Source organism: Tamaricihabitans halophyticus, from assembly GCF_004340875.1.
Lineage (GTDB): Bacteria > Actinomycetota > Actinomycetes > Mycobacteriales > Pseudonocardiaceae > Tamaricihabitans > Tamaricihabitans halophyticus.
In genome coordinates, this window is record NZ_SLXQ01000026.1 from 1 (window position 1) to 23600 (window position 23600).

The 23600-nt window shown below is 63.9% G+C and carries 26 protein-coding genes; 14 read left to right on the top strand and 12 right to left on the bottom strand.

Annotated elements, in window-relative coordinates:
- Positions 1-80 precede the first annotated feature (80 nt).
- A complete protein-coding gene (locus tag EV191_RS28555; RefSeq protein ID WP_165913150.1) occupies positions 81-713 on the bottom strand; it encodes a TetR/AcrR family transcriptional regulator in 633 nt (210 codons plus the stop codon).
- 95 nt (positions 714-808) lie between these two features.
- On the opposite strand from EV191_RS28555, the gene EV191_RS28560 reads away from it, so the two are divergent.
- Positions 809-1660 (top strand): SDR family NAD(P)-dependent oxidoreductase, encoded by an 852-nt coding sequence (locus EV191_RS28560; RefSeq protein ID WP_132881054.1) that lies wholly within the window; start codon positions 809-811, stop codon positions 1658-1660.
- A 730-nt stretch (positions 1661-2390) separates the two neighbouring features.
- Here the strand turns inward: EV191_RS28560 and EV191_RS28565 are convergent.
- From EV191_RS28565 to EV191_RS28585, 5 genes are all read right to left on the bottom strand, one after another.
- Positions 2391-2813 carry an Atu4866 domain-containing protein gene (locus EV191_RS28565; protein ID WP_424565511.1) on the bottom strand — a complete coding sequence of 141 codons (423 nt, stop codon included), beginning with the start codon at positions 2811-2813 and terminating at the stop codon, positions 2391-2393.
- Between the two features lie 157 nt (positions 2814-2970).
- Entirely contained in the window at positions 2971-3741 is a 771-nt protein-coding gene (locus EV191_RS28570) for an SDR family oxidoreductase (RefSeq protein ID WP_132881055.1), read from the bottom strand.
- A gap of 183 nt (positions 3742-3924) precedes the next feature.
- A complete protein-coding gene (locus tag EV191_RS28575; protein WP_165913152.1) occupies positions 3925-4494 on the bottom strand; it encodes a TetR/AcrR family transcriptional regulator in 570 nt (189 codons plus the stop codon).
- Positions 4487-5323, bottom strand: coding sequence for an alpha/beta fold hydrolase (locus tag EV191_RS28580; RefSeq protein ID WP_132881059.1), 837 nt, complete (start codon positions 5321-5323; stop codon positions 4487-4489). The genes EV191_RS28575 and EV191_RS28580 overlap by 8 nt, the downstream gene beginning before the upstream one ends.
- Before the next feature lie 72 nt (positions 5324-5395).
- Positions 5396-6265: an alpha/beta fold hydrolase gene (locus EV191_RS28585; RefSeq protein ID WP_132881060.1), complete on the bottom strand. Its 870-nt coding sequence runs from the start codon at positions 6263-6265 to the stop codon at positions 5396-5398.
- A 100-nt stretch (positions 6266-6365) separates the two neighbouring features.
- Here EV191_RS28585 and EV191_RS30925 point away from each other — a divergent pair, with 100 nt between their 5' ends.
- Positions 6366-6872 carry a CGNR zinc finger domain-containing protein gene (locus EV191_RS30925; protein WP_132881062.1) on the top strand — a complete coding sequence of 169 codons (507 nt, stop codon included), beginning with the start codon at positions 6366-6368 and terminating at the stop codon, positions 6870-6872.
- 30 nt (positions 6873-6902) lie between these two features.
- On the opposite strand, the gene EV191_RS28595 is transcribed toward EV191_RS30925, so the two are convergent.
- Positions 6903-7472, bottom strand: coding sequence for a helix-turn-helix domain-containing protein (locus EV191_RS28595; RefSeq protein WP_132881063.1), 570 nt, complete (start codon positions 7470-7472; stop codon positions 6903-6905).
- Positions 7473-7686: 214 nt separating this feature from the next.
- On the opposite strand from EV191_RS28595, the gene EV191_RS28600 reads away from it, so the two are divergent.
- Entirely contained in the window at positions 7687-8259 is a 573-nt protein-coding gene (locus EV191_RS28600) for a class I SAM-dependent methyltransferase (RefSeq protein WP_132881065.1), read from the top strand.
- A 38-nt stretch (positions 8260-8297) separates the two neighbouring features.
- Entirely contained in the window at positions 8298-8786 is a 489-nt protein-coding gene (locus EV191_RS28605) for a DinB family protein (protein ID WP_132881066.1), read from the top strand.
- A 163-nt stretch (positions 8787-8949) separates the two neighbouring features.
- On the opposite strand, the gene EV191_RS28610 is transcribed toward EV191_RS28605, so the two are convergent.
- The gene (locus tag EV191_RS28610; protein ID WP_243659307.1) at positions 8950-10005 is read right to left on the bottom strand and encodes an esterase/lipase family protein; all 1056 of its coding nucleotides are present in this window, start codon (positions 10003-10005) and stop codon (positions 8950-8952) included.
- Positions 10006-10363: 358 nt separating this feature from the next.
- Between EV191_RS28610 and EV191_RS28615 the strand changes: the two genes are divergently transcribed.
- On the top strand, positions 10364-10837 hold the full coding sequence (locus tag EV191_RS28615) for a QsdR family transcriptional regulator (RefSeq protein ID WP_165913153.1): 474 nt from the start codon (positions 10364-10366) through the stop codon (positions 10835-10837).
- A 282-nt stretch (positions 10838-11119) separates the two neighbouring features.
- On the opposite strand, the gene EV191_RS28620 is transcribed toward EV191_RS28615, so the two are convergent.
- Both EV191_RS28620 and EV191_RS28625 read right to left on the bottom strand, forming a co-directional pair.
- Complete coding sequence (locus EV191_RS28620) at positions 11120-11851, bottom strand: S1 family peptidase (RefSeq protein ID WP_132881070.1); 732 nt, start codon at positions 11849-11851, stop codon at positions 11120-11122.
- Between the two features lie 271 nt (positions 11852-12122).
- Positions 12123-13136 (bottom strand): YdcF family protein, encoded by a 1014-nt coding sequence (locus tag EV191_RS28625; protein ID WP_132881071.1) that lies wholly within the window; start codon positions 13134-13136, stop codon positions 12123-12125.
- 481 nt (positions 13137-13617) lie between these two features.
- Between EV191_RS28625 and EV191_RS28630 the strand changes: the two genes are divergently transcribed.
- The 6 genes from EV191_RS28630 to EV191_RS28655 all read left to right on the top strand — a co-directional run bounded on the left by EV191_RS28630 (position 13618) and on the right by EV191_RS28655 (position 20318).
- Positions 13618-14478 (top strand): SDR family NAD(P)-dependent oxidoreductase, encoded by an 861-nt coding sequence (locus tag EV191_RS28630; RefSeq protein WP_165913154.1) that lies wholly within the window; start codon positions 13618-13620, stop codon positions 14476-14478.
- The gene (locus EV191_RS28635) at positions 14475-15248 is read left to right on the top strand and encodes an enoyl-CoA hydratase/isomerase family protein (RefSeq protein ID WP_132881074.1); all 774 of its coding nucleotides are present in this window, start codon (positions 14475-14477) and stop codon (positions 15246-15248) included. The genes EV191_RS28630 and EV191_RS28635 overlap by 4 nt, the downstream gene beginning before the upstream one ends.
- 30 nt (positions 15249-15278) lie before the next feature.
- Positions 15279-16874, top strand: a complete 1596-nt coding sequence (locus EV191_RS28640; protein ID WP_132881076.1) for an AMP-binding protein — start codon at positions 15279-15281, stop codon at positions 16872-16874.
- A 56-nt stretch (positions 16875-16930) separates the two neighbouring features.
- Positions 16931-19141: a xanthine dehydrogenase family protein molybdopterin-binding subunit gene (locus tag EV191_RS28645; RefSeq protein ID WP_132881078.1), complete on the top strand. Its 2211-nt coding sequence runs from the start codon at positions 16931-16933 to the stop codon at positions 19139-19141.
- Position 19142: 1 nt separating this feature from the next.
- The gene (locus EV191_RS28650) at positions 19143-19598 is read left to right on the top strand and encodes a (2Fe-2S)-binding protein (protein WP_165913155.1); all 456 of its coding nucleotides are present in this window, start codon (positions 19143-19145) and stop codon (positions 19596-19598) included.
- A 75-nt stretch (positions 19599-19673) separates the two neighbouring features.
- Positions 19674-20318 (top strand): TetR/AcrR family transcriptional regulator, encoded by a 645-nt coding sequence (locus EV191_RS28655; protein WP_132881081.1) that lies wholly within the window; start codon positions 19674-19676, stop codon positions 20316-20318.
- Positions 20319-20393: 75 nt separating this feature from the next.
- Here the strand turns inward: EV191_RS28655 and EV191_RS28660 are convergent, their stop codons facing one another.
- Complete coding sequence (locus tag EV191_RS28660) at positions 20394-20999, bottom strand: TetR/AcrR family transcriptional regulator (RefSeq protein WP_132881083.1); 606 nt, start codon at positions 20997-20999, stop codon at positions 20394-20396.
- An 86-nt stretch (positions 21000-21085) separates the two neighbouring features.
- On the opposite strand from EV191_RS28660, the gene EV191_RS28665 reads away from it, so the two are divergent.
- A complete protein-coding gene (locus EV191_RS28665; protein WP_132881084.1) occupies positions 21086-21511 on the top strand; it encodes a nuclear transport factor 2 family protein in 426 nt (141 codons plus the stop codon).
- On the top strand, positions 21508-22389 hold the full coding sequence (locus EV191_RS28670; RefSeq protein ID WP_132881086.1) for an NmrA family NAD(P)-binding protein: 882 nt from the start codon (positions 21508-21510) through the stop codon (positions 22387-22389). The genes EV191_RS28665 and EV191_RS28670 overlap by 4 nt, the downstream gene beginning before the upstream one ends.
- A gap of 87 nt (positions 22390-22476) precedes the next feature.
- On the opposite strand, the gene EV191_RS28675 is transcribed toward EV191_RS28670, so the two are convergent.
- Entirely contained in the window at positions 22477-22857 is a 381-nt protein-coding gene (locus EV191_RS28675) for a winged helix-turn-helix transcriptional regulator (RefSeq protein ID WP_132881088.1), read from the bottom strand.
- An 81-nt stretch (positions 22858-22938) separates the two neighbouring features.
- Between EV191_RS28675 and EV191_RS28680 the strand changes: the two genes are divergently transcribed.
- Positions 22939-23349, top strand: coding sequence for a RidA family protein (locus EV191_RS28680; RefSeq protein ID WP_243659308.1), 411 nt, complete (start codon positions 22939-22941; stop codon positions 23347-23349).
- The last annotated feature ends 251 nt before the right edge of the window (positions 23350-23600 follow it).

Here is a 23600-nt window from a genome sequence, read left to right on the forward strand (position 1 = left end):
CGCTCAACGCCTTCGCGATCGCCTTCGAAGGCCGCATCACCCCAACCGGAAACTAACCAATGCCAAGCCGGATCCACCGTTCATCGGACACTCCCATCGCCGACCGTGCCCGGCTCGCGGGTGCCGAGCGTCCCACGGCGACTAGGTGATGGATGTACGGCATCCATGCTCATGTCGAGCAGTGTGGCAAGCTCTCGGTGCTCGTCAGGTGCCAGCCATTGCGCTTGTGCGGTGTGCAGGCAGGCGATCGCCGCCGCGGCAAGGGCTTGTGCGCTAAGTGATCTGTCGCCGGTGGCGTCGGCCGGAAGGCGGGTTTCGAGAGCTGTGGCGATCTCCGTCTGCCATGCGGTGTGTTTGCCTTGTTGGAGGCTGGGGCGTTCGAGCATGAGCCTGCCCAGGGCTTCAGCGTTCGGGTCCGTACCTGCTTGGTCGAGTAATGGGTCGAAGGCGCGGCGCAGGGCGTCCCATGGCGACTCGCTCAGTGGCCGCTTGGCGAGTGTATGGCCGATCGCCTGGCCGATGGAGGCGAGTGCTCCGGCAAACACCTCGTCCTTGCTAGCGAAATAGCGGAAGTAACTACGCCTGGAGATGCCCGCGGCCTGTGCGATCTCCTCGACCGTGGTCACCTCGAACCCCTGGCTCAGGAACAGTCTCATCGCCGCATCGATCAACTCGGCGCGCACAGCGCGCCGAGTCCGTTCCCGAAGTGACACGTCTCTTTCCCTCACCCCGTCATGCTAGCCTGTCTGAGACATGTGTGGCACCCGAGTGTCACTAGTAGCACTAACGTGCCATATGAGGTGAGATCATGACTAGAAAGACGATCGTCATCACGGGCGGTTCCGATGGGATCGGGGCAGAGGCGGCGCGGCAGATCGCGCGTGCACGACCCGAGAGCAGGCTCATCATTGTGGGACGATCGGCCCAGAAGACCGCGGCCGTTGCCCGCGAGGTTGGGGCAGCGGCTTACTTCGTCGCGGACTACACGCGGTTGGACGATGTGCGACGCCTAGCCGCGGACATTCGAGGCTCAGTCGATCAGATCGATGCCCTAGCGAACAACGCCGGAGGCGTCTTTGGTGAACGTACCGTGACCGTTGATGGCAACGAGAAAACCTTCCAGGTCAACCTTCTCGCCCCATTCCTGCTCACGCATCTGCTCCTAGATTCACTGCGGGCAGGGGAGGGCGCCGTGGTCAACACGTCGAGTGCCTCGGCGAAGCTCGTGGGAAGGGTCGATGTCGACGACCTCAACCACGAGAAGACCTATGCGCCGATGCGGGCCTACGGCGATGCGAAACTTGCGAACATCCTGTTCGCGCGAGGCATGCATACCCAATATCAGTCGACGGGGATCAACGCAGTCGCATTCGATCCCGGCAACGTTCGCACCAGTTTCGGAGCGGAGAACAACGACCTGCTCACCCGACTGTTGTATCGGACCCCGCTGTCACGGTTGGCGTTGATCTCACCAGAAAAGGGCGGAGCGAACCTCGCGTACTTCCTGACTGGCACCCCCGGCAGCGACTGGGTGCCGGGGCGTTTTTACGCACAACAGAAGCTCGCGAAACCGCGACAGACCAACAAGCAAGTCAACGACGAGACACTCATCGACCGGTTCTGGCGCCAAACGGCCCAACTCGCTGGGGTAAAGCTCTGAGTCACGGGTTGATGGCGGCCGACGGCGGGTACTGATTATCTCGATTGCGGCTGTCCCCAATCGTTCAATGATGTCGTGATGCTGCTGATTAGTCGGACGAAGCTTCTGTCGCCCCGTCGATGCGGTGTTCGCAAAGCGAATCGCGACCCAGCCGATCTGTCGCGTCACGGATCGGAGAGTGGGTTCGCGGTGTCAAATTGACCGACCTGGGGCACTGAAATCGATTTCTACTGCCGCAATTCGCAGGCGTCGGCGTCATCGTCGTCTTGGAGAGTGCTCGAAACAAGCTGCCGTAAGCAGCGCCCATAGCGGTCGACCGGCAGATATGACAGCTCCCGCAATCGCTGCTGCGTGTTGGCTAGATCCAGGTCAATGCTCAGCTCCAGTGCCCATCCCACACTGTCCCGGTCGTGAATCTGGCCGCATTCACCCGGTGGAGTAGAACGCCGCCACGATCGCACGCGATGGGCAGCCACTGGTTTAGAAACCGGGACAGCGGGGCGTTGGCGTGCGCAGCCTGTTTCTGAACCCTCCCACGGCACACAGATGACTGGTTACCGCGACAAGAGCAACCGTGGCTGTCCGACCACGGAACACAAGGCCGTCAGGGCTGCGACGATAGACCCTGGCGCAAGTGTTCTCGGATCTCGATAACCCGGGCAGATCGCCGCGGTCCGGCAGGTGCATCGTCGTCGCCAGTGCAAACGCGAGCCCGATCAATGGTCGGCGATCACTCATCGCCTTCCGTAGCACGCCGGTGCGCCAGACTGCCCTCGCGGTAGAAGACGTAGCCCGCGTGGTGCAACACGTCGCCGTCGAACTCGCCGTCGGCGCTGAACCCGGTGTCATCGCGGTACTCGATGCGGTCACCGGTGATCCAGTACCGGCCGGTGTAGGCGCTCTGGCGGTTGCCGCGCGCCTCGTCGTACCGGCCATCAGGCAGGAGCTCCTGCCTGATGTGTCCATCGGCGGTGACCCACATGCCCACATAGGGATGCTCGGCTGCCCACTCCGAGCCTCCCGAACGGGAGGTGGCTGAGTCGTTCATCGTCTCCTCGGACCTGGATGCTTCCGCCATGGTGGGCGTGTCGTCGCGCTCTGGCGAGTTGTCGGCACACGCGGCCGCCAGGAACGCGGCGAGGCACACTGCCACAGAACCGAGAATAGTCTTCATGCCTCGACCATGGCTCGGATCGCCGACGTCTCCCAGGACGCACACAACCTGGGAGCACCACACCCGGGATGCCGATGAGTGTCGTGGACATCGCGCACCCGCAGGCAGTTCGCGGTGAGGTCTATTCGTTGGCGTATCAAGGCCGTTGCGTTGTGGGGCGGATGACGATTTCGTTGACGTCAGTGCCGTCGCTGGCGTTGATGGCGTAGCTGATCCCTTGGGCGATGGCCACAGGAGGCAGGGTGTTGGCGCGGTATTGGCGCATTGCCTCACGCGTTTCCGGGTCGGAGATCGAGTCGGCGAGTTCCGATTCGGTGACGCCTGGGGTGACGGTGGTGACCCGCAGCCATGGTTCGGATTCGACGCGCAGCCCTTCACTGATAGCCCATGCGGCGTATTTGCTGGCGCAGTAGACCGCCGCGGTCGGCAGTACTTCGTGCGCGCCGGTGGAGGCCACGGTGATGATCTGTCCGCTCCTTTGCCGGCGCATCACCGGCTGTGCCGCGGTGATCCCGTGCAGCACGCCGCGGATGTTGACGTCGATCATGCTGTTCCACTCCTCGACGCGTGCCTGTTCAAGCGGTGAGAGGGGCATGATTCCAGCGTTGTTGATCAGCACATCGAGTCGCCCGAACCGTTCGACGGCGTAGTCGACGGCAGCTCGTACGCTGCTGAGGTCGGTGACATCCAGCGAGGCGGCGACTGCGGTGCCCCCCTGACGGCTGATCTGCGAGACCAGCGCTTCCAACCGTTCTTGACGACGTGCGCCGAGAACTACGGTGTGTCCCTGTTCGGCCAGGTGTAGGGCGGTTGCTGAGCCGATACCGCTGGAGGCTCCGGTAATCAGCACTGTCTTGGGGTCCGTCTGTCGCGGTGATGTGCCGGGTTCGCTGATGTCGCTGTTCATGCTGGTACTCCGGGTTCTTGGTGACGTGCCGGGCGATTGCCCTGTGTATGCGAACCCCAAGATTTCCCGCAGGTGACGAATCCGGCCAGGCCCTGATGAGCCTGGGTGTGGCAGGGCCACGCGACACCGTTCGATGAGGCGCTTGTCGAGCTGACCTCCCTTCCGTGGCTCGAGTCCGCTCGGTTAGGACCGTCCCCAATCGTTCAATGATGTCGTGATGCTCATGATGAGTCGGGTGAAGCTTCTGTCCAGGTTTCGGGGTAGCTGGAAGGCGTTGGTGGTCTCCAGGTCGACGAAGCCGTGCAGCGACGATCGCAGGAAGCGAGTGGCGTCGATGAGGTCATCCCCGTCGAGCCGGTAGCCCGCGAGAATCGTGTAGAGCACGTTGACCAGCGTGGCGGAGACTTCTTCGTCGTCTTTGTCGCCGGGTGCGGGTGCCCGCATGGTCAACGGGTACTGGCCAGGATGGGTCTTCGCCCATTGCCGGTAGGCGATGGAGATGCCGTGGACCGCCTCCTCGCGTGCCTTGCCGATGGCGGCTTCCCCGAGAACGGTAGCGAGTTCAGCTTTGGCGTGCAGCATGATTCCGCGGCGAAGCCCTGTCGCCCCTTCGATGTGCTTGTACAACGAGGGCGGCCGCACTCCCAGGTGTTCAGCCACGGCCGCGATACCTAGCTCTTTCCCTGGCTGCTGATCGAGCATCTTGGCCGCGGACTCGATCACTGCCCGGGTACTCAGACCGGCTCTAGGCATGGCGGTGCACGTTGCGCAGAAATCCGATGATGGCGTCCCCCGTAGTCCGTGGTTGTTGCGCATGTGGGTAGTGACCAGCATTGTCGACGATCGCTATGGCACTTCCCAGGGCGTTGCTGACCCAGGACGCCTCGGCGGCTGGGTCAGCGAAATCGGGATCCTGGTGGCCCATCACCACCAGGGAGGGTGCCTGCACGCCGCCCAGCGCGTGCTCGGCGTGCTCGTGGTCGGCGCGGGTGGTGAGCTTGAAAGCTTTGGTGTAGCCAGGGCGCTTCATCGCGGCCAGTACGGTTTTCCGGTAATGCTCGAAATCGTCAGGTTTACGTCCACTGTAGAGTGTTGGTAGATAGGCGTTCCACATCGCGCGAGCCCACGGCCCGCCCAGTGCGACTCGGAGTAGCAGTCGTTGGAATGTCGACACGTGCGTCGGGTTCCGAACGAACGGGCCAATCAACACGAGTGCCTCGGTCAGCTCAGGATGCTCGGCCGCGGCGATCACCGCCGAGGCCGCCGACATCGAGTTTCCGACGACGACGGCAGGCGAACCAACATGGCGCAACAGCGCCGCGATGTCCGATGCGGTCTCGACGTCGCCGTAGGAGTCGAAGGTCGGATCACTGTCCCCGTGTCCCCGGAGGTCTACCGCGGCGACCTGGTATCCGGCTTCCACCAGTTGGGGCGCCAGAAAGCGGTAGGACGAACGCAGCTCGCCCATCCCGGGAAGCAACAGGACGAGTGGTCCTTCGCCCTGAAGATCGTATGCGATCCGGCCGCCGTCAACGGTGAGGTACCGGGGGTCCTGCTTCCTGCCTGAAGCCGTGTTTACCATAAGGCTATGGTAATTAGCTAAATGGTGAATGTCAATATCCGCCGTCGAGCTGGCAGAGTTTGCGTACTGGCCTCATTTGTTCAATGTGGACTCAAGGAACGTGTGGATGTGGGCGGCGACTTCGTCGAGATGGGATTCGAGCAGGAAATGTCCGCCAGGTAGTAGTTTGATGTGGGCGTTGGGTAGATCCCGGGTGAACGCAGTGGCACCGGCTGGTCCGAAGATCTCATCGTTTTCGCCCCAGACGGCCAGAAGCGGAACCTGCGATGCGCGGAAGTATTCGTGCAGCCTGGGGTATAGCGGTGGGTTGGTGGCGTAATCGCGGAAGAGTTGGAGCTGGACGAGGTCATTGCCTGGCCGTGAGATCAGCGCGACGTCGTGCTCCCATGTGTCTGGATCCACCAGCTTCGGGTCGGGTACGCCGTGCACGTACTGCCATTTGATGGCGTCGAAGCTCAGAGCAACACGGATGGCGCTCTCGGTCTGCTCGTTCTGATTCTCGGCGTATGCCCAGACGTCGGCCCAAAAACCGTCGACGAAGCCTTCGTCGTAGGCGTTGCCGTTCTGACTGATGATCGCCGTGATTGCCGACGGGTTCTCCAACGCCAGTCGCCATCCGATGGGGGCGCCGTAGTCCTGCACATAGATCGCATAGCGCGTGATGTTCAGGTTTGCCAGCAGCGCGGCGGTGAGCTGGGCGAGCCTGTCGAAGGTGTAGGCGAAGTGCTGGATGCTGGGTGCGTCCGAGAAGCCGAAGCCCAGGTGATCCGGTGCTACCACGTGATATTGCTCGGCGAGCAGCGGGATGAGTCGACGGAACATGAATGAGCTTGTCGGGTAGCCGTGCAGCAGCACAATCGTCGGTGCATCGCTGGGGCCTGCCTCGCGGTAGAAAATCCGGTGTCCGTCGACCTCGGCGAACTGGTGATGGATTGCAGTCATCAGCCTAACCTTCTAGATATATGTTTGATGGTTATACGGACAGTCGACCAGCGGAGTGCTAACCTGTCAAGTGAACGCAAGGGGGTTAGCTGTGAATTCGGTGACACGTGAAGACGAAGATTTGCTGTTGGAGCTGCTGAACACCACGCCTGTGGTGGGCAACGAGCGGGTCGATCACCTTGCTGATTCACCTACGGCTGAGAACTGGGCGAGAGCGCAGGGTGGCGCCGGTACGGCCGGCGAGATCAGGTCGCTGCGGAGCGTCCGTGGCGCGATCCAAGATGTCACCCGTGGTAGGTCGCCAGCACAGGTCCTTGCGAGGCAGCTTGAACGGATCGCGCTACGTCCCCGATTGCACGAGGGATCGCTCACGTGGGAGTTGGACGTGCCGGCAGACGAGACCCTCGCGGCACGAGCACTGCTTGCGTGGGCGACGATCAACGAGCGTGCTCCCGGTCGACTCCGTCCTTGCGCCAACTCCGAATGCTGCCGGTTTCTCCTCGACCGCAGCAGGGCCAACACCGCCCAATGGTGCTCGATGGCGATTTGTGGCAACCGATTCAAGGCCCGCCGTCATTACCGGCGTACCCGGTCGGCTAGCGACTAGGGAAGCCGCGCATTTGGTGAATCTGTCGCGTCACAGGTCGGTGAGGTGGATTCGTTCGCCTTGGTGGCCGTAGATGGCGATGATTTCGGCTGGTTGATCGTCACGGGCATTGGCGATCCAGTGTGGAGTCATCGTGTCGAACTCGGCGGCCTCGCCGGTTTTGAGCAGGGTTCGCTGGTCGGCGAGAACGAGGTTGACCGAGCCGTCGAGGACGTAGAGCCACTCGCGTCCGGGGTGAGTGTTGTAGTGCGGAGGCCGAGACTTCGAGATCGGTTTATAGATCACTTTGAAGGCTTGGAGACCACCAGCGCGCACGCCGAGTGGGATGAAGGTCAAACCGTGCTTACGGACCGCTTTGAGATGCACGCGTGGATCACCGACACGAGGCGCCGCCACAAGTTCATCCAACGGCAGACCGTAAACCCGCGCCAAAGGGAGGAGCTGTTCAAGCCCGGGGCGGACTAGACCACGTTCGAGCCGAGAGATCGTACTTATCGAGATTCCGCTGCGGTTGGCTAGTTCAGCCAGATTCAATCCCAGTGCTTGGCGGAATCCGCGCAGCCGAGAACCAACCGCGTCGAGGACCTCATCGTCATCCATGTATCGCTCCGGCCGTCGTTCCTCGCCATACATCCTGGCCGTGTGGGATCGATTTGCAGTTCTGCAAAGACGTTAGCAATTTCGCAAGTCCTGGTGCAATCCTCACTGATGTCACGGCAAGGCGGGGAACCGCGATGATCGACGAGGGGTTCAGCTATGCGTCACGAAATTCCGGCGGAGTTCTGGGAAAATCTCTACGCTTCCAGATCAACTCATGCTCATCCAGACGAATGCGCGTCTCGCTGAGATGGTGCCCGACTTGCCTACCGGCGATGTCTTGGACCTGGGGTGTGGCGACGGTGGTGATGCGATCTGGCTGGCCAGCCGTGGCTGGATGGTCACCGCCATCGACATCTCGGCCACTGCGGTCCAGCGACTTGACTACCTAGCCAACGTACGTGGACTCGATGACCGGATCACTGCGACCGTCCACGATCTACAGACTTCGTTTCCAAGCGGCATGTTTGATCTGGTCAACGCGCATTATTTGCGCACCCCCTTCGCTCTGGATCGTGCACAACTCCTGCGAACCGCGGCACACGCGCTTGTCCCGGGTGGACGTCTGCTTGTGGTCGATCACGGATCGGCTGCCCCCTGGTCATGGAATCGAGACTCGAACGTCCGATATCCCGGCCCGCACGAGATCTATGCAGAACTCGACTTGGACCCACTCGTCTGGAGCGCCGAGACAACAGCAACGCTCCAGCGTACCGCCACCGGCCCTGGGGGACAGACCGCTCAGGTCACTGACCATGTCCTGCTCGTCCGCCGTACCACCGGACCCTAGAAATCACAGCGATCCCATCGCACAGAAAGGAACCGACCGTGCCTACTACCTCCCGCCGCGACACCCCACCGCCTCGTACCGGCGAGAGCGAGAGCGACGTCCTGCGAGGTTTCCTTGACTATCTTCGGATGTCTATTGCCGGCAAGGTCGAGACGGCGCCTGAACCTGAGGTGCGTCAGCCCCAGGTGCCCTCGGGCACGAGTCTGCTCGGCCTGCTCAATCATCTGACCTACGTGGAGCGTTCGATGTTCCTCGGCGCCGAGGTCACCGACTGGCAGGCAACGTTTCGGGCCGCTCCAGCGGACAGCGTTGCCGACGTCATTGCTCGCTACCGGGAGACCGTGGAGCACGTGAACAAGGTACTCGACCGTTGTACTGATCTCGCCGCACCTGTCCCTCGGCCGCGCGCGGGACGCCGCACTCCCAGCGTCCGTTGGGTACTTGCCCACATGATCGAAGAGACCGGTCGACATGCGGGACACATCGACATTCTCCGCGAGTTGATCGACGGTGCGATCGGCCGCTGATCCCACCACACCGCGAGGGCGGGAAACGATGACCACCGCAACCCACCAGGCTGAATCTGTGTCGGACTGCGGCTGCAGGCGCACGAGCGGAGCCGTCACGTATAGGAGGACTGGTAGCGCCATCCTCGCTACCAGTCGCCGCCATCCTCGATCAAGCTCGACTTCAGTTCGCGAAGACGTAGGGCTTGAGCTCGGGTTCCTTGTCGGTGCGTTGTTGCAGCACGAGTTCGCTGGCGATGCCGCTCATCGCGTTGACGTACTCGGTTGGGAATCGGGTCGCTTCCACGCCGGGCATGAACGGCTGGGTGCATACCGACCGCGGCACTCGGCTCGGCCGCGTGGGTCCGTCGTGATCTAGTGCGTCCATCGCTAGCGCGTAGGCGACCGGGTCGTAGGTTCCGACGGCGATGTGCTCGGATGTCAGGCCCAGCGGGCAGACGTCCTGGATGGCGACGTTGGTGATGCGGCCGTCGCCGCTGTGTAGTGAGCTGGTGCCGGTGTCGTCCAATGCGGGGCGCACGAACTCGTCGGTGTGCGTGTACACGTTGGTGTAGGAGATGCCTGCGAAGGTTTCCTGGCCGGAGTTGGTGGCCTTGGTGAAATTCGAGTCGGAGGTTTGCTGCCACAGCGACGGTGCGCAGCCGAGCACCGGCGGGCACAGCGCGTTGACCAGGAATGAGCCGTGATTGGTGGCGCCGAAGCTAACGTAATCGTCCACCATCGGGCGGATGTCCGGCCAGAAGCGCATGGCGAAGCGTGGCACCAGGCCGCCCTGGCTGTGGCCAAGGACGTCCACCTGGCGGCCGCTGGTCTCGTGGATGTGCCGCACGGCGTGCACCACGTATTCTGCGGAGACCTGGGCGTCGCTCATTGCGCGGTTGGGCAGCGTGACCGCGCAGTAGGGCCGGTCGAGCCGGTCCAGGGCGCGGAACCAGTTCCACTCGAAGCTCTCGCCAGGATTGCTGGTCGTCCCGTGCACAAGCAAGACCACGTTGTGCTTCGAATTCTGGGTGTTGGCGGTGCAGTTGAGGCTCTTGGCCAGGGTCGGCGCGGAAACTGACAGCGCCGGGCCGGGGCGGTTGATCGGCGCGAATTCGCGGCTGTCGTTCCCGGCGGCTGGGCTGGCCGATCCCGCAGGGGCGATAAGGACACTGAGCGCCAGCGTCAGCATTGCCGTGATCAGCGCGGCCGGTGCGTGCCTGCGTGCGGTTTTGCTCACCAGGCTCCTCCAGTGGTGAATGCGCGGGTGGGACCCCTCGTCGTCATTGCCGGTGCGGGCGGACAACGCCCGTTCAGCAGCTTTGTCTACCCCATCTGAGCTAGGGATGCAACAGATTCGATTATGTTTCAACTGAAGCATATATCGGCAGTTGGAACTCATGACCCAAGGTCATGATGCTAATCTGACTCATAGATGAGTCTCTTCAGTTGTTGAAGCAGCAATTGCGTAAACTGGGAGGTGTCGGATCGTCGACACGCCGCTAGCGCGACGCCTGGCCAAGGTTGAGCGGCAACCAGATCCGCTGACCGCGTTCAAGATCGCCCGGCGCTGGTTCAAGGCGGGTGAGCGCATCGAGATGCAGGATCTCGCCGCCAATGTCGGTATCAGCAGGGCGACATTGTTTCGCTGGGTCGGCAGCCGCGACGAGTTGCTGACGGAGGTGCTCTGGTCGCTGGCTGAGCCGACGCTGCGCGACGCGGTCGCCTCGGCGCAAGGGGAGCGCGGTGCCCGGGTCGCGGCCGCCCTCGGCAGCTTCGCCGAGGCACTGCACGCGGCGGACTACTTCCGTACCTTCCTGCGGCGCGAGCCCGAACGCGCGCTGCGCGTGCTAACCACCAGGGCAGGCTCATTGCAGGGGCGGATGACCGCGGCTATGCAGGACCTGTTGGTCGCCAACCTGGACGCCGACGCACTCCCACTCGACCTACCCGACATGGCCTACCTGCTGGTGCGGGTCGCGGAGTCGTACATCTACGCTGACATCATCATCGGTGCCGAACCGGATCCGACGAAGGTGTATCAAGCGGTGGCGACGCTCCTACGTGACTGAGGTCGTTCGGCAGGCAAAGACGTCGTGTGGGTCCTTCGTCGAGATCGCAGAGCGGTGAGCAGGCAAATATCGATGCCTGCGCTGCGTTTCGACGGGTGTGCTGGCGCCAGTACCGCATCCCCGTCGTGCACGAAGAACTTCTCGGCTGTGGGAGTGAGGTGCGGCCCCACCGCCTTGACCGCAACTCCCGATAGACGTCATGGGTACGGGATCGGCGTTTCCGCGAGTCTACATAGGATAGATAGGCGGGAGGAGTTTTCTGCGCGCGTTGTCCGGGCCGGGTCACGCGCCCCCGATTGTGTCCTTGATCCAGGGCTTGTGGGCCACGGTGTCGGTCCATATCATTGGGCCGACGCATCGAGGGTTGGTGTCGAAGTCGCCGTCTCGGCTCATGACGCCGCTGAGTTCCCATCCGCGCCAGTTGTGCTGTATTACGGGTCCGCCGGAGTCCAGGGTGCACGCCTGTGCCTTGCCGCTTGGATGTTCGGAGCACGTGTCGCTTTCTGGTTCGAATCCCGTGCATGCCTTATCGCGCACGATTTCGGTGTCCAACTGTTGCAGAGTGGTCGGAGGTTCTGGACAGTCGGTGCCGTCCTCACAGGTCATCCCCCAACCCATGATGCGTACGGGGGAGGAGGGTTCGGTTCTCGTGTCGGCGATCCGGATCGGTTCCTGCCTGACTGGCGCGTCCAGCTTCAGCAGGGCGATGTCGCGTCGTAGTGCTAGGGGCTCGGGATCATAGTCGGGATGTTCGACGATCTTCGTGACATTGCGTTCGGTGCCGCCTTGCTGTCGATCATTGCTACCGATCTGGACCGACATGTCCTTTGCGGACAGATGGGTGCAGTGGCCGGCGGTCACAACCCAGTCGGGGGCGATCAGTGCGCCGCCACAGTAGTGTTGCCCCTGCGCGTCACGGATCGTCGTGACGAACGAGTAGTCCTCGGTGGCATCCGTGCCGTTGATGATGGCGTTTGCTGGCGTTGCCATCGCCAGCGCGGCCATACCGGCCATGCCCACCGTTGTAGCCAACGCAGCGAACCGCCACAGTCGCCGATGAGCCTGCTGTCCCATTCGTTGCCCGCTTTCTCCGCGCTCGTATCGAACTTCGATCAGTAGTCACCACCTTCGCGTCGAATGCATGCCGAGTGCGTCAGGCGTGAGTCGGATCGTTCTAGTACTTTCGGCTGAGAGTTTGCTCCGCAACTCTGGCCGAAAGTTCCGTGCTGGATAGGCGATTCCGGTAGTGGTGACCCGGTCACGGGATTGAGCTAACCCCGGCTGGTCACCAGATTGCCGTCGCGACCTGCAGCGCGACGATGAGGACGCAGATGGTGATGTTGGCGGTGCGGTGTTCGAGGAAGATGGCGATGAATTCGCGGATAGTGGCGCTTGGCCAGAAGTACCATGCCGTCGGTGATCCGATGACGTGGCCATTGACCTTCGCTTTGCGGGCGAGCAGGGCGGCGCGTAGGACGTGGAAGTTGTTGGTGACGATGACACACCGGTAGTCGGCTTGGTGTGTCCGCATGAGTTCCTTGCTGTAGGTGAGGTTCTCCCACGTCGTTTGTGACTGTTGCTCCAGCAGGATGTTGTCTTGGGATACGCCATTGGAGGTCAGGTAATTGGCCATAGCCTCGGCTTCGGGTATCGCTTCGTCCGCCCCCTGTCCGCCAGAGGTGATCAGTACCGGGTTTCTGCCCTTTGCCGTTTCGGCATCGAACACGCGATGTCCACGATCGAGCCGACTGGCCAGCAGCGGCGATACGCGCTTGCCTTCGAGGAGTCCGGCCCCGAGCACGACGATGAAATCGACCGCGTGCCGGATCCGGATCCGGCCGTACACGAAAACGTAGAGCAGGAAACAAATGAACAGCAACGACATGTAGGCCAGTACACTGTTGACTGCGGATGACGTTACCCAGAGTGGTTTCCAGCCGATCCGTCCAATGAGGAAGTTGACTGGGACAAACGCGGCCATGGCGATTCCGGCTAGCAGGGACAACAGGTTCGCAGGACGTCGCCCCTCGCGACGAAGCATGGTGATGCCGTTGCAGATCAAAAACACGGCGACGGCCAATATTGACAACGAGGCGAGCGCGACGCCCACGAACAACAGGAACGCGGCAGCGGCCCCTGACACCGAAGCCACCACGAACAACACGCCCATCGCGAGGAACACGAGCGCGAAGAACAGGTAAAAGCCGTTGCGGAGCTTACGTTGGTCTCGCCCGAAGCTGACCAAAAACACCAGCAGGAACAGTCCAGCGATGACGAACGGAACAGGCGAAATCGTCATGCCACCCACCACGATCCACAGTGGTCGCGTGTTGAACCCAACGCCGAATCGCGCTGTGTCGACGTGGCGGGGTCATCTCCAGCGACGGTCACCGGCAAGCCGCCAGTGGAAATGATCGCCCACCGACGAGCCGCCATTCCCGCCACGTCAACTGCTCTCTGTGAGTAACACACGGCGGCGATTAGACCATACAGAGTAATCGGAATGGTGACCGTGGTGCTGATGTGGTCATAACAGGCGCACCGATCTTCACCGGCGTTCTCCCGCTTGGCGGGCTCTGCGTGTCGCCGCGCTGATTCTCGACGAAGTGAGCCAGCTCCTCGCGCCGAAGTTGGTTTATGCGGTGGTGCGCGCATTTCAGTGCTTGCGGCCGTCCATGACGTTCACGGTGACTGGTCTGATGCCGGCAGGTCGTTGACAAACAAACAAGTCTGTTTGTTTAATGTGTCGGACATGCTGATCGACTATGCGAGGTGTACGGGTGAGCAGCCGGGTTGCGATCGTGACCGGAGCGGGCGCGGGGCTCGGCCGTGCCTACGCGCTGGACCTGGCGCGAGCCGGACTACGGCTCGTGGTGAACGACCGGGACGGTACAGCCGCCGCACGGGTCGCCGGCGAATGTCACGAGATTGGTGTGGAAGCCGAATCCGACGAATCGGCCGTCGGTGCGCTCGGCGTGGCAGGGGAGTTGGTCGGCCGGACACTGGAGCGGTTCGGCCGCGTGGATGCCTTGGTCTGCAACGCCGGTGTGGTACGTGATCGGACAGTTCATCGCTTGACCGACATGGATGTGCAGGAGGTGCTGTCCGTGCATCTCGGTGGCGTCATCGACCAGGTGCGGGCGGTCTGGCCGCACTTCCGGCGGCAGCGATACGGGCGGGTGGTACTCGTCTCGTCGGCGGCCGGCCTGTTCGGCAGTGTGGGGCAGGCCAACTATGCAGCGGCGAAAGCGGCGGTCGTGGGTCTGGGGCGGACGCTCGCCGCGGAGGGACGTTCGTACGATATCGCGGCGAACGTCGTCGCGCCGGTGGCGCAGACTGACATGGCCATGACGGCGCTTGGCGACGCTTTCGCCGGCTTGTCGGCCGATGACGTGGCCCCGTTGGTGACCTACCTGTGTTCGGAAGGCTGCATGGTTTCCGGCGAGCTGTTCGCCGCGGGCGGTGGCCGGGTAACGCGCATCGGATGGGCGGAGTCGGCGGGTGTGCGGCTGCCGCACGGTTTCACTGCCGCCGATATCGCCGCGGAGATCGACACGATCCGGGATATGTCCGGCTGTGCGTTTCCAGCGGACGTGGCTGAACATCTGAAGCCCCTGCTACGTCAGAAGCAGCCGCAGTGAGCGCGCGGCTGGAGCGTCACGGCGGAGCCCTGTATGTCGTGCTGGATGTCCCCGCGCGGCGAAACGCCCTCAACGCAGAGGGTTTCGCCACCCTGCGGGAGGCCTGCCGCGTGGCCCGCGATGAGCACCCCACCGCGCTGGTCATCACCGGCGCCAACGACACCTTCACCGCCGGCGGTGACCTCGAGTGGTTCACCAGCCTGGCCGAGAGCCCAGACAGTCTGCGGGAGGTGTTCAGCCAGCTCGCCCAGGTGATGTGGGACTTGGAGGACCTGCCGTGCCCGATCGTTGCCGGAGTCGGCGGTGTGTGCGTGGCGGGCGGCCTGGAGATCGTGTGCCTGGCCGACATCGTCGTTGCCGCGCGGAGCGCGACGTTCGCCGACGGGCACGCCCGCGTCGGACTGTTGCCGTTGGCCGGGACCGTGCACCGGCTGGCCGCAAGGGTCGGATCGGCGGCGGCAAACCGGTTGTTGCTCACCGGTGCCGTCATCGACGCCAACGAAGCACTGCGGATCGGTCTCGTCGGCCAGGTCGTCGAGGACGGCCGGCTATCCGCCGCTCTCGACGACACATGTGCGGCGCTTTCGGCCTCGCCCGCGCGCGTGCTCGCCGCGCTCACTCGGCTCTCGCGGCAGACGGACGGCAACCGCGTGCGAGCCCGCCGGAAGGAGCTTGACGAGGCACTCGCCAACGCGGGCAGCCCCAGTGTGCTGGAAGGCCTGAACTCCTTCCTGGAACGCCGCGAACCCCGCTTCGGACGGAACGCGTAACCCACCCGCCGCTTCAATGAGGAGGCTGCAGTGAGCGGATCGACAGTTATCACCCTGCTGCGAGAGCACGCCGAGAAGCATCCCGGCGCGCGCTTTGCGACGTGTGCTGACGCCACCTACACCTATGGAGAGCTGGACCGACGGACCGATCGGCTCGCCGCCGGTCTGCAGCAGCTCGGGGTAGCCCGAGGCGACCGGGTCGCGGTGTTGTCGCCGAACCGCGCCGAGGTGCTCGAGTTGTTCTTCGCGCTGCCGAAAACGGGTGCCGTGCAGGTTCCGCTGAACGCGTACCTCAAGGGAGATTTCCTGTGTCATCAACTCACCGACTCGCAGGCCGACGTCGTCGTGGTTGACCGGCCGGGGCTGGCAGCTGTCCGCGGGGTCGCCGACTCCCTGCCGGGGCTGCGTGCTGTGGTGTGCCTGGACGGCCCCGATAACGCAGATGACCCCGGCGACGCGCTGCCGTTGACGGCCTACCGGCGACTGGCCGTCGATGCCGAGCCGGAGCCAGTAGAGCTGACAGCCTCGGATTTGATGTCCGTCGTCTACACCTCGGGGACGACTGGTTTCGCCAAGGGCTGCATGCTCAGCCATGGGTACTACACCCGCGTCGGCCAGGTGATGGCCGACGCGGTGGACATGGCCGAGGGCGACGTGCTCTACACGGCACTGCCAATGTTTCACGGTGCGGCGCGGATGATGGTGCTCACCGCGGGCCTGGTGCACGGGTTGCCTGTGGTGATCGAACCAGCGTTCAGCGCGAGCACCTTCCTATCGAGGGCAGCCGATGTCGGGGCGACGATCGCGTTCGGAGTCGGCGCCATGGGGATGGCGTTGCTGGCGCAACCGCCCGCCCCTGCCGACGTCGAGCATCAGCTGCGGACCTTTGTACTCATTCCGTTCCCGCCCGAGCGGCAACGGGAGTTCACCGAGCGCTTCCGGGCTGAGGCATGGGCCGAACTGTACGGTCAGACCGAATGTGTACCGATCACCTGGAACCCTATCGCCGGTGCGCGCGAGCCGGCCAGCTGTGGACGCGCGGGCAGCGACCTCACGGTGGCTATCCTGGACGACGAGGACCGTCCGGTGCCACCCGGCGTGGTCGGCGAGATCTGCTTACGGCCACACGGTCCGCAAACCATGTTCAGCGGCTACTGGAACAACGCCGAAGCCACCGTGCGGGCCACCACGTCACTCTGGTATCACACCGGCGACTACGGACGCAGCGACGTCGACGGCCACATTTACTTCGTCGACCGCAAGAAGGACGCCGTGCGACGCCGAGGAGAGAACGTCTCGACACTTGAGGTCGAGGCCGCGATCGTCGCCCATCCCGCGGTCGCTGAGGCCGCGGTGCACGCGGTGCCCGCCGCGACCGAGGACGAGATCAAAGTGTGCATCGTCGCAACAGGTGACGTGCGCCCCACGCCAGCCGAATTGTTCGACTACTTCCGCGAAAAACTTCCCTACTACGCGATGCCCCGCTACGTCGAGATCGTCGACGACCTTCCCAAAAACGCCGTCGGCCGGGTCATGAAGTTCCAACTCCGTGAGCGGGCGTTGTCCGATGACGTCTGGGATTTCGAGCAGCTTGGTCTCACGGTCGACCGGCTCCAACGTCGATAACACCCACTCGGCTGGGCACTACTAACCCGCTCAAATCAGCACACCGGGAGACACCGATGCTCAACGACGAGCTCCGCACCGGATTCGCGCTACCTGGCCCGCCGGGCGATGAACCCCCCACCGGCGTCGGCCGTCGCAGGGTATTGACCTGGCTGGTTGCGGCTCCCGCGCTGACCATGGCCGTCAAACTCGGGCTGGACGGTAAACCTGCCGCCGCCGATCCGTTGGGTCTCGGCGAGTTCGTCGACATCGGTGATCTGCTGTACGCGGTCAACCTGCCCACCGCACTCGACCTGGTAATCGAGGTGACGCCGGACAATCGAGTGGTCGCCGCGCTGACCCGACTCGAGTCCGGTCAGGGCATCACCACGATGATGGCCATGCTGCTGGCCGAGGAACTGGGCGCTCGATTGTCCGATGTGGATATCACGCTCGCCGACGCGGACCCACTTGAGGTGTTGATGTTCACCGGTGGTTCGAACACTGCCAGGGTGCTCTACGAGCCGACGCGCATCGCCGCCTCGGGTATGCGGGCGCGGTTGGTCACCGCGGCCGCCAACCGCTGGGGCGTGCCGGCGGGCCGGCTGATCACCAAGGACACCAAGGTGTATGCCCCGGACGGGCGGTCGGCCACCTTCGCCGAACTCTCGGGCGACGCGGCCAAGGTCCTCACTCCCGCTATCGCGCCGAAACCCAAGCCGGATTCGGAGTGCACGGTTATCGGCAAGCCTACGGGTCGCATCGAAACTCCCGAGTTGGTGCGTGGCCAGGCGAAGTACACGCTGGATCTCGACGTTCCCGGCGCCTTGCCGACCGTAGTGGCCCGCCCACCGACCATCGGCGGCACGGTGCAGTCAGTGGACGACTCCGCGGCGCGAGCGCTGCCAGGGGTGGTCGCCGTGACCCGCCTGCCAACCGGGGTAGCGGTCACCGGCAGGACCTTCCACGACGCGTTCCAAGGTCGCGACGCGCTGACGGTGCGATGGAAGCCGGGCCCGGTCGCGGGTATGTCCGATGGGGACATCACGAAGAAGCTCAAAGCGGCCGCGTTGCCTTTCCTGGTCCCGCCGGTGCTGGGCAAGGCAGTTGATGGCACCTTCGACTTCGCCTACCTGAGCCACTCGCCGATGGAGGTGCGAGTAGCTATTGCCGACGTGCAAGGCGGCAAGGCGACGGTATGGCTGCCGAGTCAGGCACCAATCGACGCTCAAAACAAAATCGCCGCCGCCGTCGGATTACTGCCCACCGCCGTGACGGTGCACGTTCCGCGGGCAGGCGGCGCCTTCGGCGGACGCCTGACCCACGAGCCAGGGATCGAAGCTGCGGAAGTGTCGAAGAAAATTGGCCGTCCGGTCAAACTGATGTGGAGCCGCGTTGACGACATGAAGCACGGCCGGTTCCGGCTAGCCAGCCACCACGAGGTTCGCGCCGTTGTGCAGGGCACGAACGTCACCTCGTTCGAGCACCGGTGCGCCACCCCGGAGATGGAGTTCGACCACGGGCTCGGCGAAGCCGCGACGGCCGCCGGCTTCAGTCTGCCGCCGACCAGAGCGGCGCTCATCCAGGCCGCTTTCCAGCTCACCCAGCAGACGCCCTACCACTTCGGCCTGGTCAACCAACTGCTCAGCGAGGTCAATGTACCGATACCGAACGCCACCTGGCGCTCGGTCTACTCCGGACAGGTCGCGGTGACCAACGAGATCATGGCCGACGAGATCGCCAAGGCCGTCGGCCAGGACCCGCTCACCTTCCGACGGGCGAAGGTCAAAGCCGACGCCGTCCGCGGAGTGCTGGACACCGTCGCGGACAAGGGTGACTGGGGGCGGTCCATGCCCGAGGGCACCGCCCAGGGCATCGCACTGCACGCGGAATACAAGTCAGCGGTCGCCTTCCTCGTGGAGCTTGATTGCCGAGAGGAACAACCCAAGGCGACGAAGATCGTCGCGGCCGTCGACGTGGGACTGTGCATTAACCCGCGTGGCGTCGAAGCCCAGATGCAGGGCGCGGCCGTCGACGCCCTGTCCACTATCTTCTGGGCCGGTAACCATATCGACGACGGTGCGGTTCGGGAGAGTAGCTTCAGCGACTTCCGCTATGCCCGCATGCGCCAGGTCCCGTCGACCACGGTGCACATCAACTCGACCTCGTCGCACATCGGCGGTGTCGGCGAGCTGGGCTATCCCGCCGCCGCGGCGGCCTTCGCCAACGCCTACGCCAGAGCCACCGGTAAGAAACCTCGTAGCTTTCCGATCTTCCATGGAGCCTGACGTGCCTGAACAGAACCTCACCGTCAACGGCGAAACCGTCGCTGTCGACGCGCCCGACGACATGCCGCTGTTGTGGGTCCTGCGTGACCTGCTTGGCGTAACCAGCCCCAAGTACGGCTGCGGTGTGGGCGTCTGCGGCGCCTGCACCAGTCATCTCGATGGCGATGCATTCCGTCCCTGCGTCCAAACCGTCGGCGAGACCACCGGCAGGGAAGTCACCACACTGGAGGGCCTGGCCGCGGACGCGCTGCACCCCGTTCAGCAGGCCTGGATCGACGAGGACGTCGCACAGTGCGGTTTCTGCCAAGCCGGACAGCTCATGACCGCGGCCGCTCTGCTTGTGCGCAACCCGAACCCGAGCGACGCCGACATCGACGAGGCCATGAGTGACAACGTGTGCCGTTGCGGGACCTACCACCGCATCCGGTCGGCGATCAAACGTGCCGCTCGCGGCTGACGGTCGCTTTCTCGCGGTACCCACCTGCCGAATCACACGGCGGAACAGGCCGGCCTGTTTGCTAACGTCCCAGCCATGACGGCGTCCCCAGGACAAACGCAAGACGGTGCCGGACAGGTCCGGCAAGCGCGCTCCGAGCAAACCCAGGCGAAGCTGCTGCAGGCTACTATCGATCTTCTGGTCGAGGTCGGGTTCGCGCACGCGTCGACACCGTTGATAGCCCGGCGCGCCGGGGTGTCGCGAGGCGCCCAAACGCATCACTTTCCGACTCGTATCCAACTGGTCACCGCAGCCATCGAATGGTTGGCCGACCGGCGACTGGCTGAGCTGGAACTCGCCGGTCAGGACCTTCCTGGCGGCACGCGGCGGATCCCGGCGGCGCTGGATCTGTTGTGGACGACGTTCGGCGGCGACCTATACAAGGCGGTACTCGAATTGTGGATCGCTAGCCGGACAGATCCAGAACTCCGGCATGCGGTGGCATCGGCCGAGCGCCGGCTCGGCCGACAGCTCAACGCATCCCTGGACCGGCTCTTCGGCGAACCGCTGACCGCGCGGCCACAGTCCGCAGAACGGGCCCAGTTCGTACTGTCACAGCTGCGCGGACTGGCCCTGCTCGACACCTTCGACGGAGTCAGCAAGGCACACCGGGACGCACAGTGGGCGTTCACGCGTCAAGCGCTCATCACGTTCCTGACTGGTGACTCCGCCCGGACCTAGGGCTTACCGGAGAGAACGGCCGTCGCGTTTGCGAGAGGTCCCGCTGATCAAGGACTCGTCCGATCCATTGATCACTCATCGGCGGTCAATACTTTGCGGTGGGCCGAAGGCCAGGACTCTGGCGACATAGGTCGCCAGTTGTGCCCGCATTCTTTCCCGCGGAACACGCTTTTCTCCCGCGAGGTGTTCGACGAGATCGGCCCGTGTGGCGGCGAGCAGGGCATGGGCGGTGAAGTCGCTGTCAGTCAGGCCGGGGATCTGCTCCAGCACATCTCGGAGCAGACCGTGCCACCGCTCGTAGTGCTCCGCCCCGTACGGGCTGCTGCTCCCGCCTTCCTCTAGTGCCAGCGCGAGGCGCCGGTTGTCGAGTTTGAAGCACAGGACGGCATCGAGCAGAGCGGGCACGCGATCCTGCGGCGGGGTCGCGGGCCCCAGGGGCGACGTGCCGGCCTCGACCGCCTCCCTGATCGGTTCGAATCGTCCCTCGTACAGCGCGCGGAGCAGCCCGGCGCGATCCCCGAAAGCCCGGAAGAGCGTGCCCTTGCCGACGCCAGCCGCAGCCGCGACGTCGGCCATGGTGACGTCCTCGGGACTTTCGTGGCGAGCGAAAAGGGTGTCGGCGGCCTCGAGCACGGCCTCCCGGTTGCGGGCGGCGTCCTTACGGGACCTGTGCTCTGGCATACAGCTCCTCTATTTGCAAAGCGGACCCATGGTCCGTATTCTTGAACCGGACCGGAGGTCCGGATTGCCTGAACTGGAGGATACCCATGTCCGCACCGATTTCGCCAACGGAGCTGTACCGCTACAGCCTCCGGCTGCTGCTCGACAAAGACATTCCCGCGTGGGTCGACCTGTGGGCCGACGACGGCATCATGGAGTTCCCGTTCGCTCCCGACGGCTGGCCCCGGCGCCTGGAGGGTAAGGATGCCGTCGCCGCCTATATGCGCCACTATCCCGACCACATCGACCTGCACGACTTTCCCGTCCTGCGGATCCACCAGACAACCGATCCGGAAACCATTGTGGTGGAGATGCGCGGCGTCGGCCGCCTGGTGGAGACGGATGCCCCCCTCGACATGACCTACATCGCGGTCGTGACCGTGCGGGAGCGGCGCATCACCTCCTACCGCGACTACTGGAACCCGCTCACCGTCCAGGAACCCGGCGCCGACTTCACCGGGAGCACCCGATGACGACCAACGGCATCACTCTGGTCATCGGTGCCACCGGCACCACAGGCAGACCGACAGCAGCACAGCTGATGGCCGCGGGCCACCGGGTCAAGGCCGCCAGTCGCCGGGCCACCCCGGTCGCCGGCGCCGAGGCGGTCCCCTTCGACTGGTACGACGCGGCCACCTACGCGGCTGCTCTCGACGGCGTCGACCGCGTCTACCTCATACCGCCCCTGGGGGACACTGACCCCGCGGCCACCATGCTTCCGTTTCTCAAGCAGGCCAGCACCGCCGGTGTGCGCCGCGCGGTGCTGCTGAGCTCTTCAGCCATTGCCGAGGGCGGCCCGGCGGTGGGAATGGTGCATCGGGCGCTGCCCGAGCTCGTCGAGCAGTGGGCGGTACTGCGGCCCTCGTGGTTCATGCAGAACTTCATCGGCACGCACGCGCATGCCCGCAGCATCCGCGACGAGGGCGTCATCTGGACCGCCACCGAGAACGGTCGCGTCGGTTTTGTCGCCGCTGAGGACATCGCGGCTGTCGCCGTACGCGCGCTGACCGACGAGCAGACACCCAACACTGATCTCGTACTGACCGGCCCTGAAACACTCGGCTACGACGACATCGCCACGATCATCAGCGAGGTCACCGGCCGGCCAGTCGTCCATCGCCGGCTGTCCTACGAGCAGATGCGCGATCGCCTCACGGCAGAGGTACCGGTGGAGTTCGCTGCCATCTTGGCCGGCATGGACCGTTCCATCGCCGAAGGGGCGGAGGACCGCGTCACCGACACCGTCCAGCGGCTCACCGGGCGCCCCCCGTACACCTTCCGGGCCCTCTTCGAGAGGGAGATGCGATGCGGCAGCTGGTCGTCTATGGGGGCACAAATGTCGGTGAAGTAGTCGCAACCGCCTCCCGCGACTACGACGGCTGGCACGACGAGGTGGTCTGGGCCTTCGGCCAGTACGCCCGGAGGCGTCCGTCAAGGCTCAAAGATCGTCATTGCCGTCGAATGCTCGACGAGCCTGCTGCACCTGTCCGATGTGCCGGGTGGCCCACAGAAGCAGGGCATCGATGAGGTCCTGCAAAGTTCGCCCGAGCGTGGAGATGCGGTATTCCACAGCGACTGGTCGGGTATCGATCACCGACCGCTCGATCATGCCGTTGCGTTCAAGCCGGCGCAGCGAGGCCGTGAGCGACTTCTGCGAGACAGTAGGAATGGCACGACGCAACTCGTTGAACCGCCGCGAACTCTCGCAGAGCTTGTCCAATATGAGCAACGACCATTTGTCGAGAATCTGGTCGAGCAACTCACGATGCTCACCAGTGATCTGCGAATGGAGGGCCTCGTCAGGGGCGGTTTCCTTCATGACACTTGGTTCCTTTGAAGTGCTCTTATGACACCAGGTACATAGGAGATACCTGATTACTCCACGAAAGGAAGGTACTCCGTGCCTGTTCACACCTTCACCCCGGAAGGAATGTTCCAGCCGGTTCCCTATCACCACGTATCCGTGGCCACAGGTAGCCGATACGTCAACATCGCGGGCCAGATCGCCCGTGACGAAAACGCCAACAGGCTGGCCCCCGGCGACCTCGCAGGCCAACTGGCCCACGCTCTACGCAATACGGCAAAAGGGCTAGCGGGGGCCGGAGCCAGCTTCGCCGACGTCGTTCGCCTGCGGTTCTACGTCACCGGCTGGGAGCCAGCGATGTACGCGGACTTCATGCGCGGCATCGAGAGTGTCGTGGAAGAACTGGCGATTCCACAGCCGCTGCCGCCGCTGTCGTGCATTGGCGTGGACTACCTGTTTGAGCCCGATGTTCTTGTGGAAGTGGAAGCCGAAGCCGTACTCGAATAGCCGCCTCATCGCTGCCGACGCGCTGGGCACGAGCTCTAGCTTGCATACGGTTCCCGTGAGTTCGCGGGCACGAATCCGATCCACCGGGGCGTGCGCAAAGTGACCGCTAGTGAACCAGTGCGTGGGTGGCGTCGGGTATCTGATGGTCGGTTGCGGGTATCGCGGAGTTGCTCGACCGTGTCCCGAGCAGATTGCGGTGGTTGCTTTCCTCCGCGCCCCCTCGCGCGTAGGCGGGGCGGCCGCTCGTGCCG

Excerpts from the sequence above, each read along its gene's own strand:
- EV191_RS28560 (WP_132881054.1), top strand. The coding sequence starts at position 809 with ATGACTAGAAAGACGATCGTCATCACGGGCGGTTCCGATGGGATCGGG.
- EV191_RS28570 (WP_132881055.1), bottom strand. The coding sequence starts at position 3,741 with ATGAACAGCGACATCAGCGAACCCGGCACATCACCGCGACAGACGGAC.
- EV191_RS28575 (WP_165913152.1), bottom strand. The coding sequence starts at position 4,494 with ATGCCTAGAGCCGGTCTGAGTACCCGGGCAGTGATCGAGTCCGCGGCC.
- EV191_RS28580 (WP_132881059.1), bottom strand. The coding sequence starts at position 5,323 with ATGGTAAACACGGCTTCAGGCAGGAAGCAGGACCCCCGGTACCTCACC.
- EV191_RS28585 (WP_132881060.1), bottom strand. The coding sequence starts at position 6,265 with ATGACTGCAATCCATCACCAGTTCGCCGAGGTCGACGGACACCGGATT.
- EV191_RS28595 (WP_132881063.1), bottom strand. The coding sequence starts at position 7,472 with ATGGATGACGATGAGGTCCTCGACGCGGTTGGTTCTCGGCTGCGCGGA.
- EV191_RS28600 (WP_132881065.1), top strand. The coding sequence starts at position 7,687 with ATGCTCATCCAGACGAATGCGCGTCTCGCTGAGATGGTGCCCGACTTG.
- EV191_RS28615 (WP_165913153.1), top strand. The coding sequence starts at position 10,364 with ATGCAGGATCTCGCCGCCAATGTCGGTATCAGCAGGGCGACATTGTTT.
- EV191_RS28620 (WP_132881070.1), bottom strand. The coding sequence starts at position 11,851 with ATGGCCGGTATGGCCGCGCTGGCGATGGCAACGCCAGCAAACGCCATC.
- EV191_RS28625 (WP_132881071.1), bottom strand. The coding sequence starts at position 13,136 with ATGACGATTTCGCCTGTTCCGTTCGTCATCGCTGGACTGTTCCTGCTG.
- EV191_RS28645 (WP_132881078.1), top strand. The coding sequence starts at position 16,931 with ATGCTCAACGACGAGCTCCGCACCGGATTCGCGCTACCTGGCCCGCCG.
- EV191_RS28655 (WP_132881081.1), top strand. The coding sequence starts at position 19,674 with ATGACGGCGTCCCCAGGACAAACGCAAGACGGTGCCGGACAGGTCCGG.
- EV191_RS28660 (WP_132881083.1), bottom strand. The coding sequence starts at position 20,999 with ATGCCAGAGCACAGGTCCCGTAAGGACGCCGCCCGCAACCGGGAGGCC.
- EV191_RS28665 (WP_132881084.1), top strand. The coding sequence starts at position 21,086 with ATGTCCGCACCGATTTCGCCAACGGAGCTGTACCGCTACAGCCTCCGG.
- EV191_RS28670 (WP_132881086.1), top strand. The coding sequence starts at position 21,508 with ATGACGACCAACGGCATCACTCTGGTCATCGGTGCCACCGGCACCACA.
- EV191_RS28675 (WP_132881088.1), bottom strand. The coding sequence starts at position 22,857 with ATGAAGGAAACCGCCCCTGACGAGGCCCTCCATTCGCAGATCACTGGT.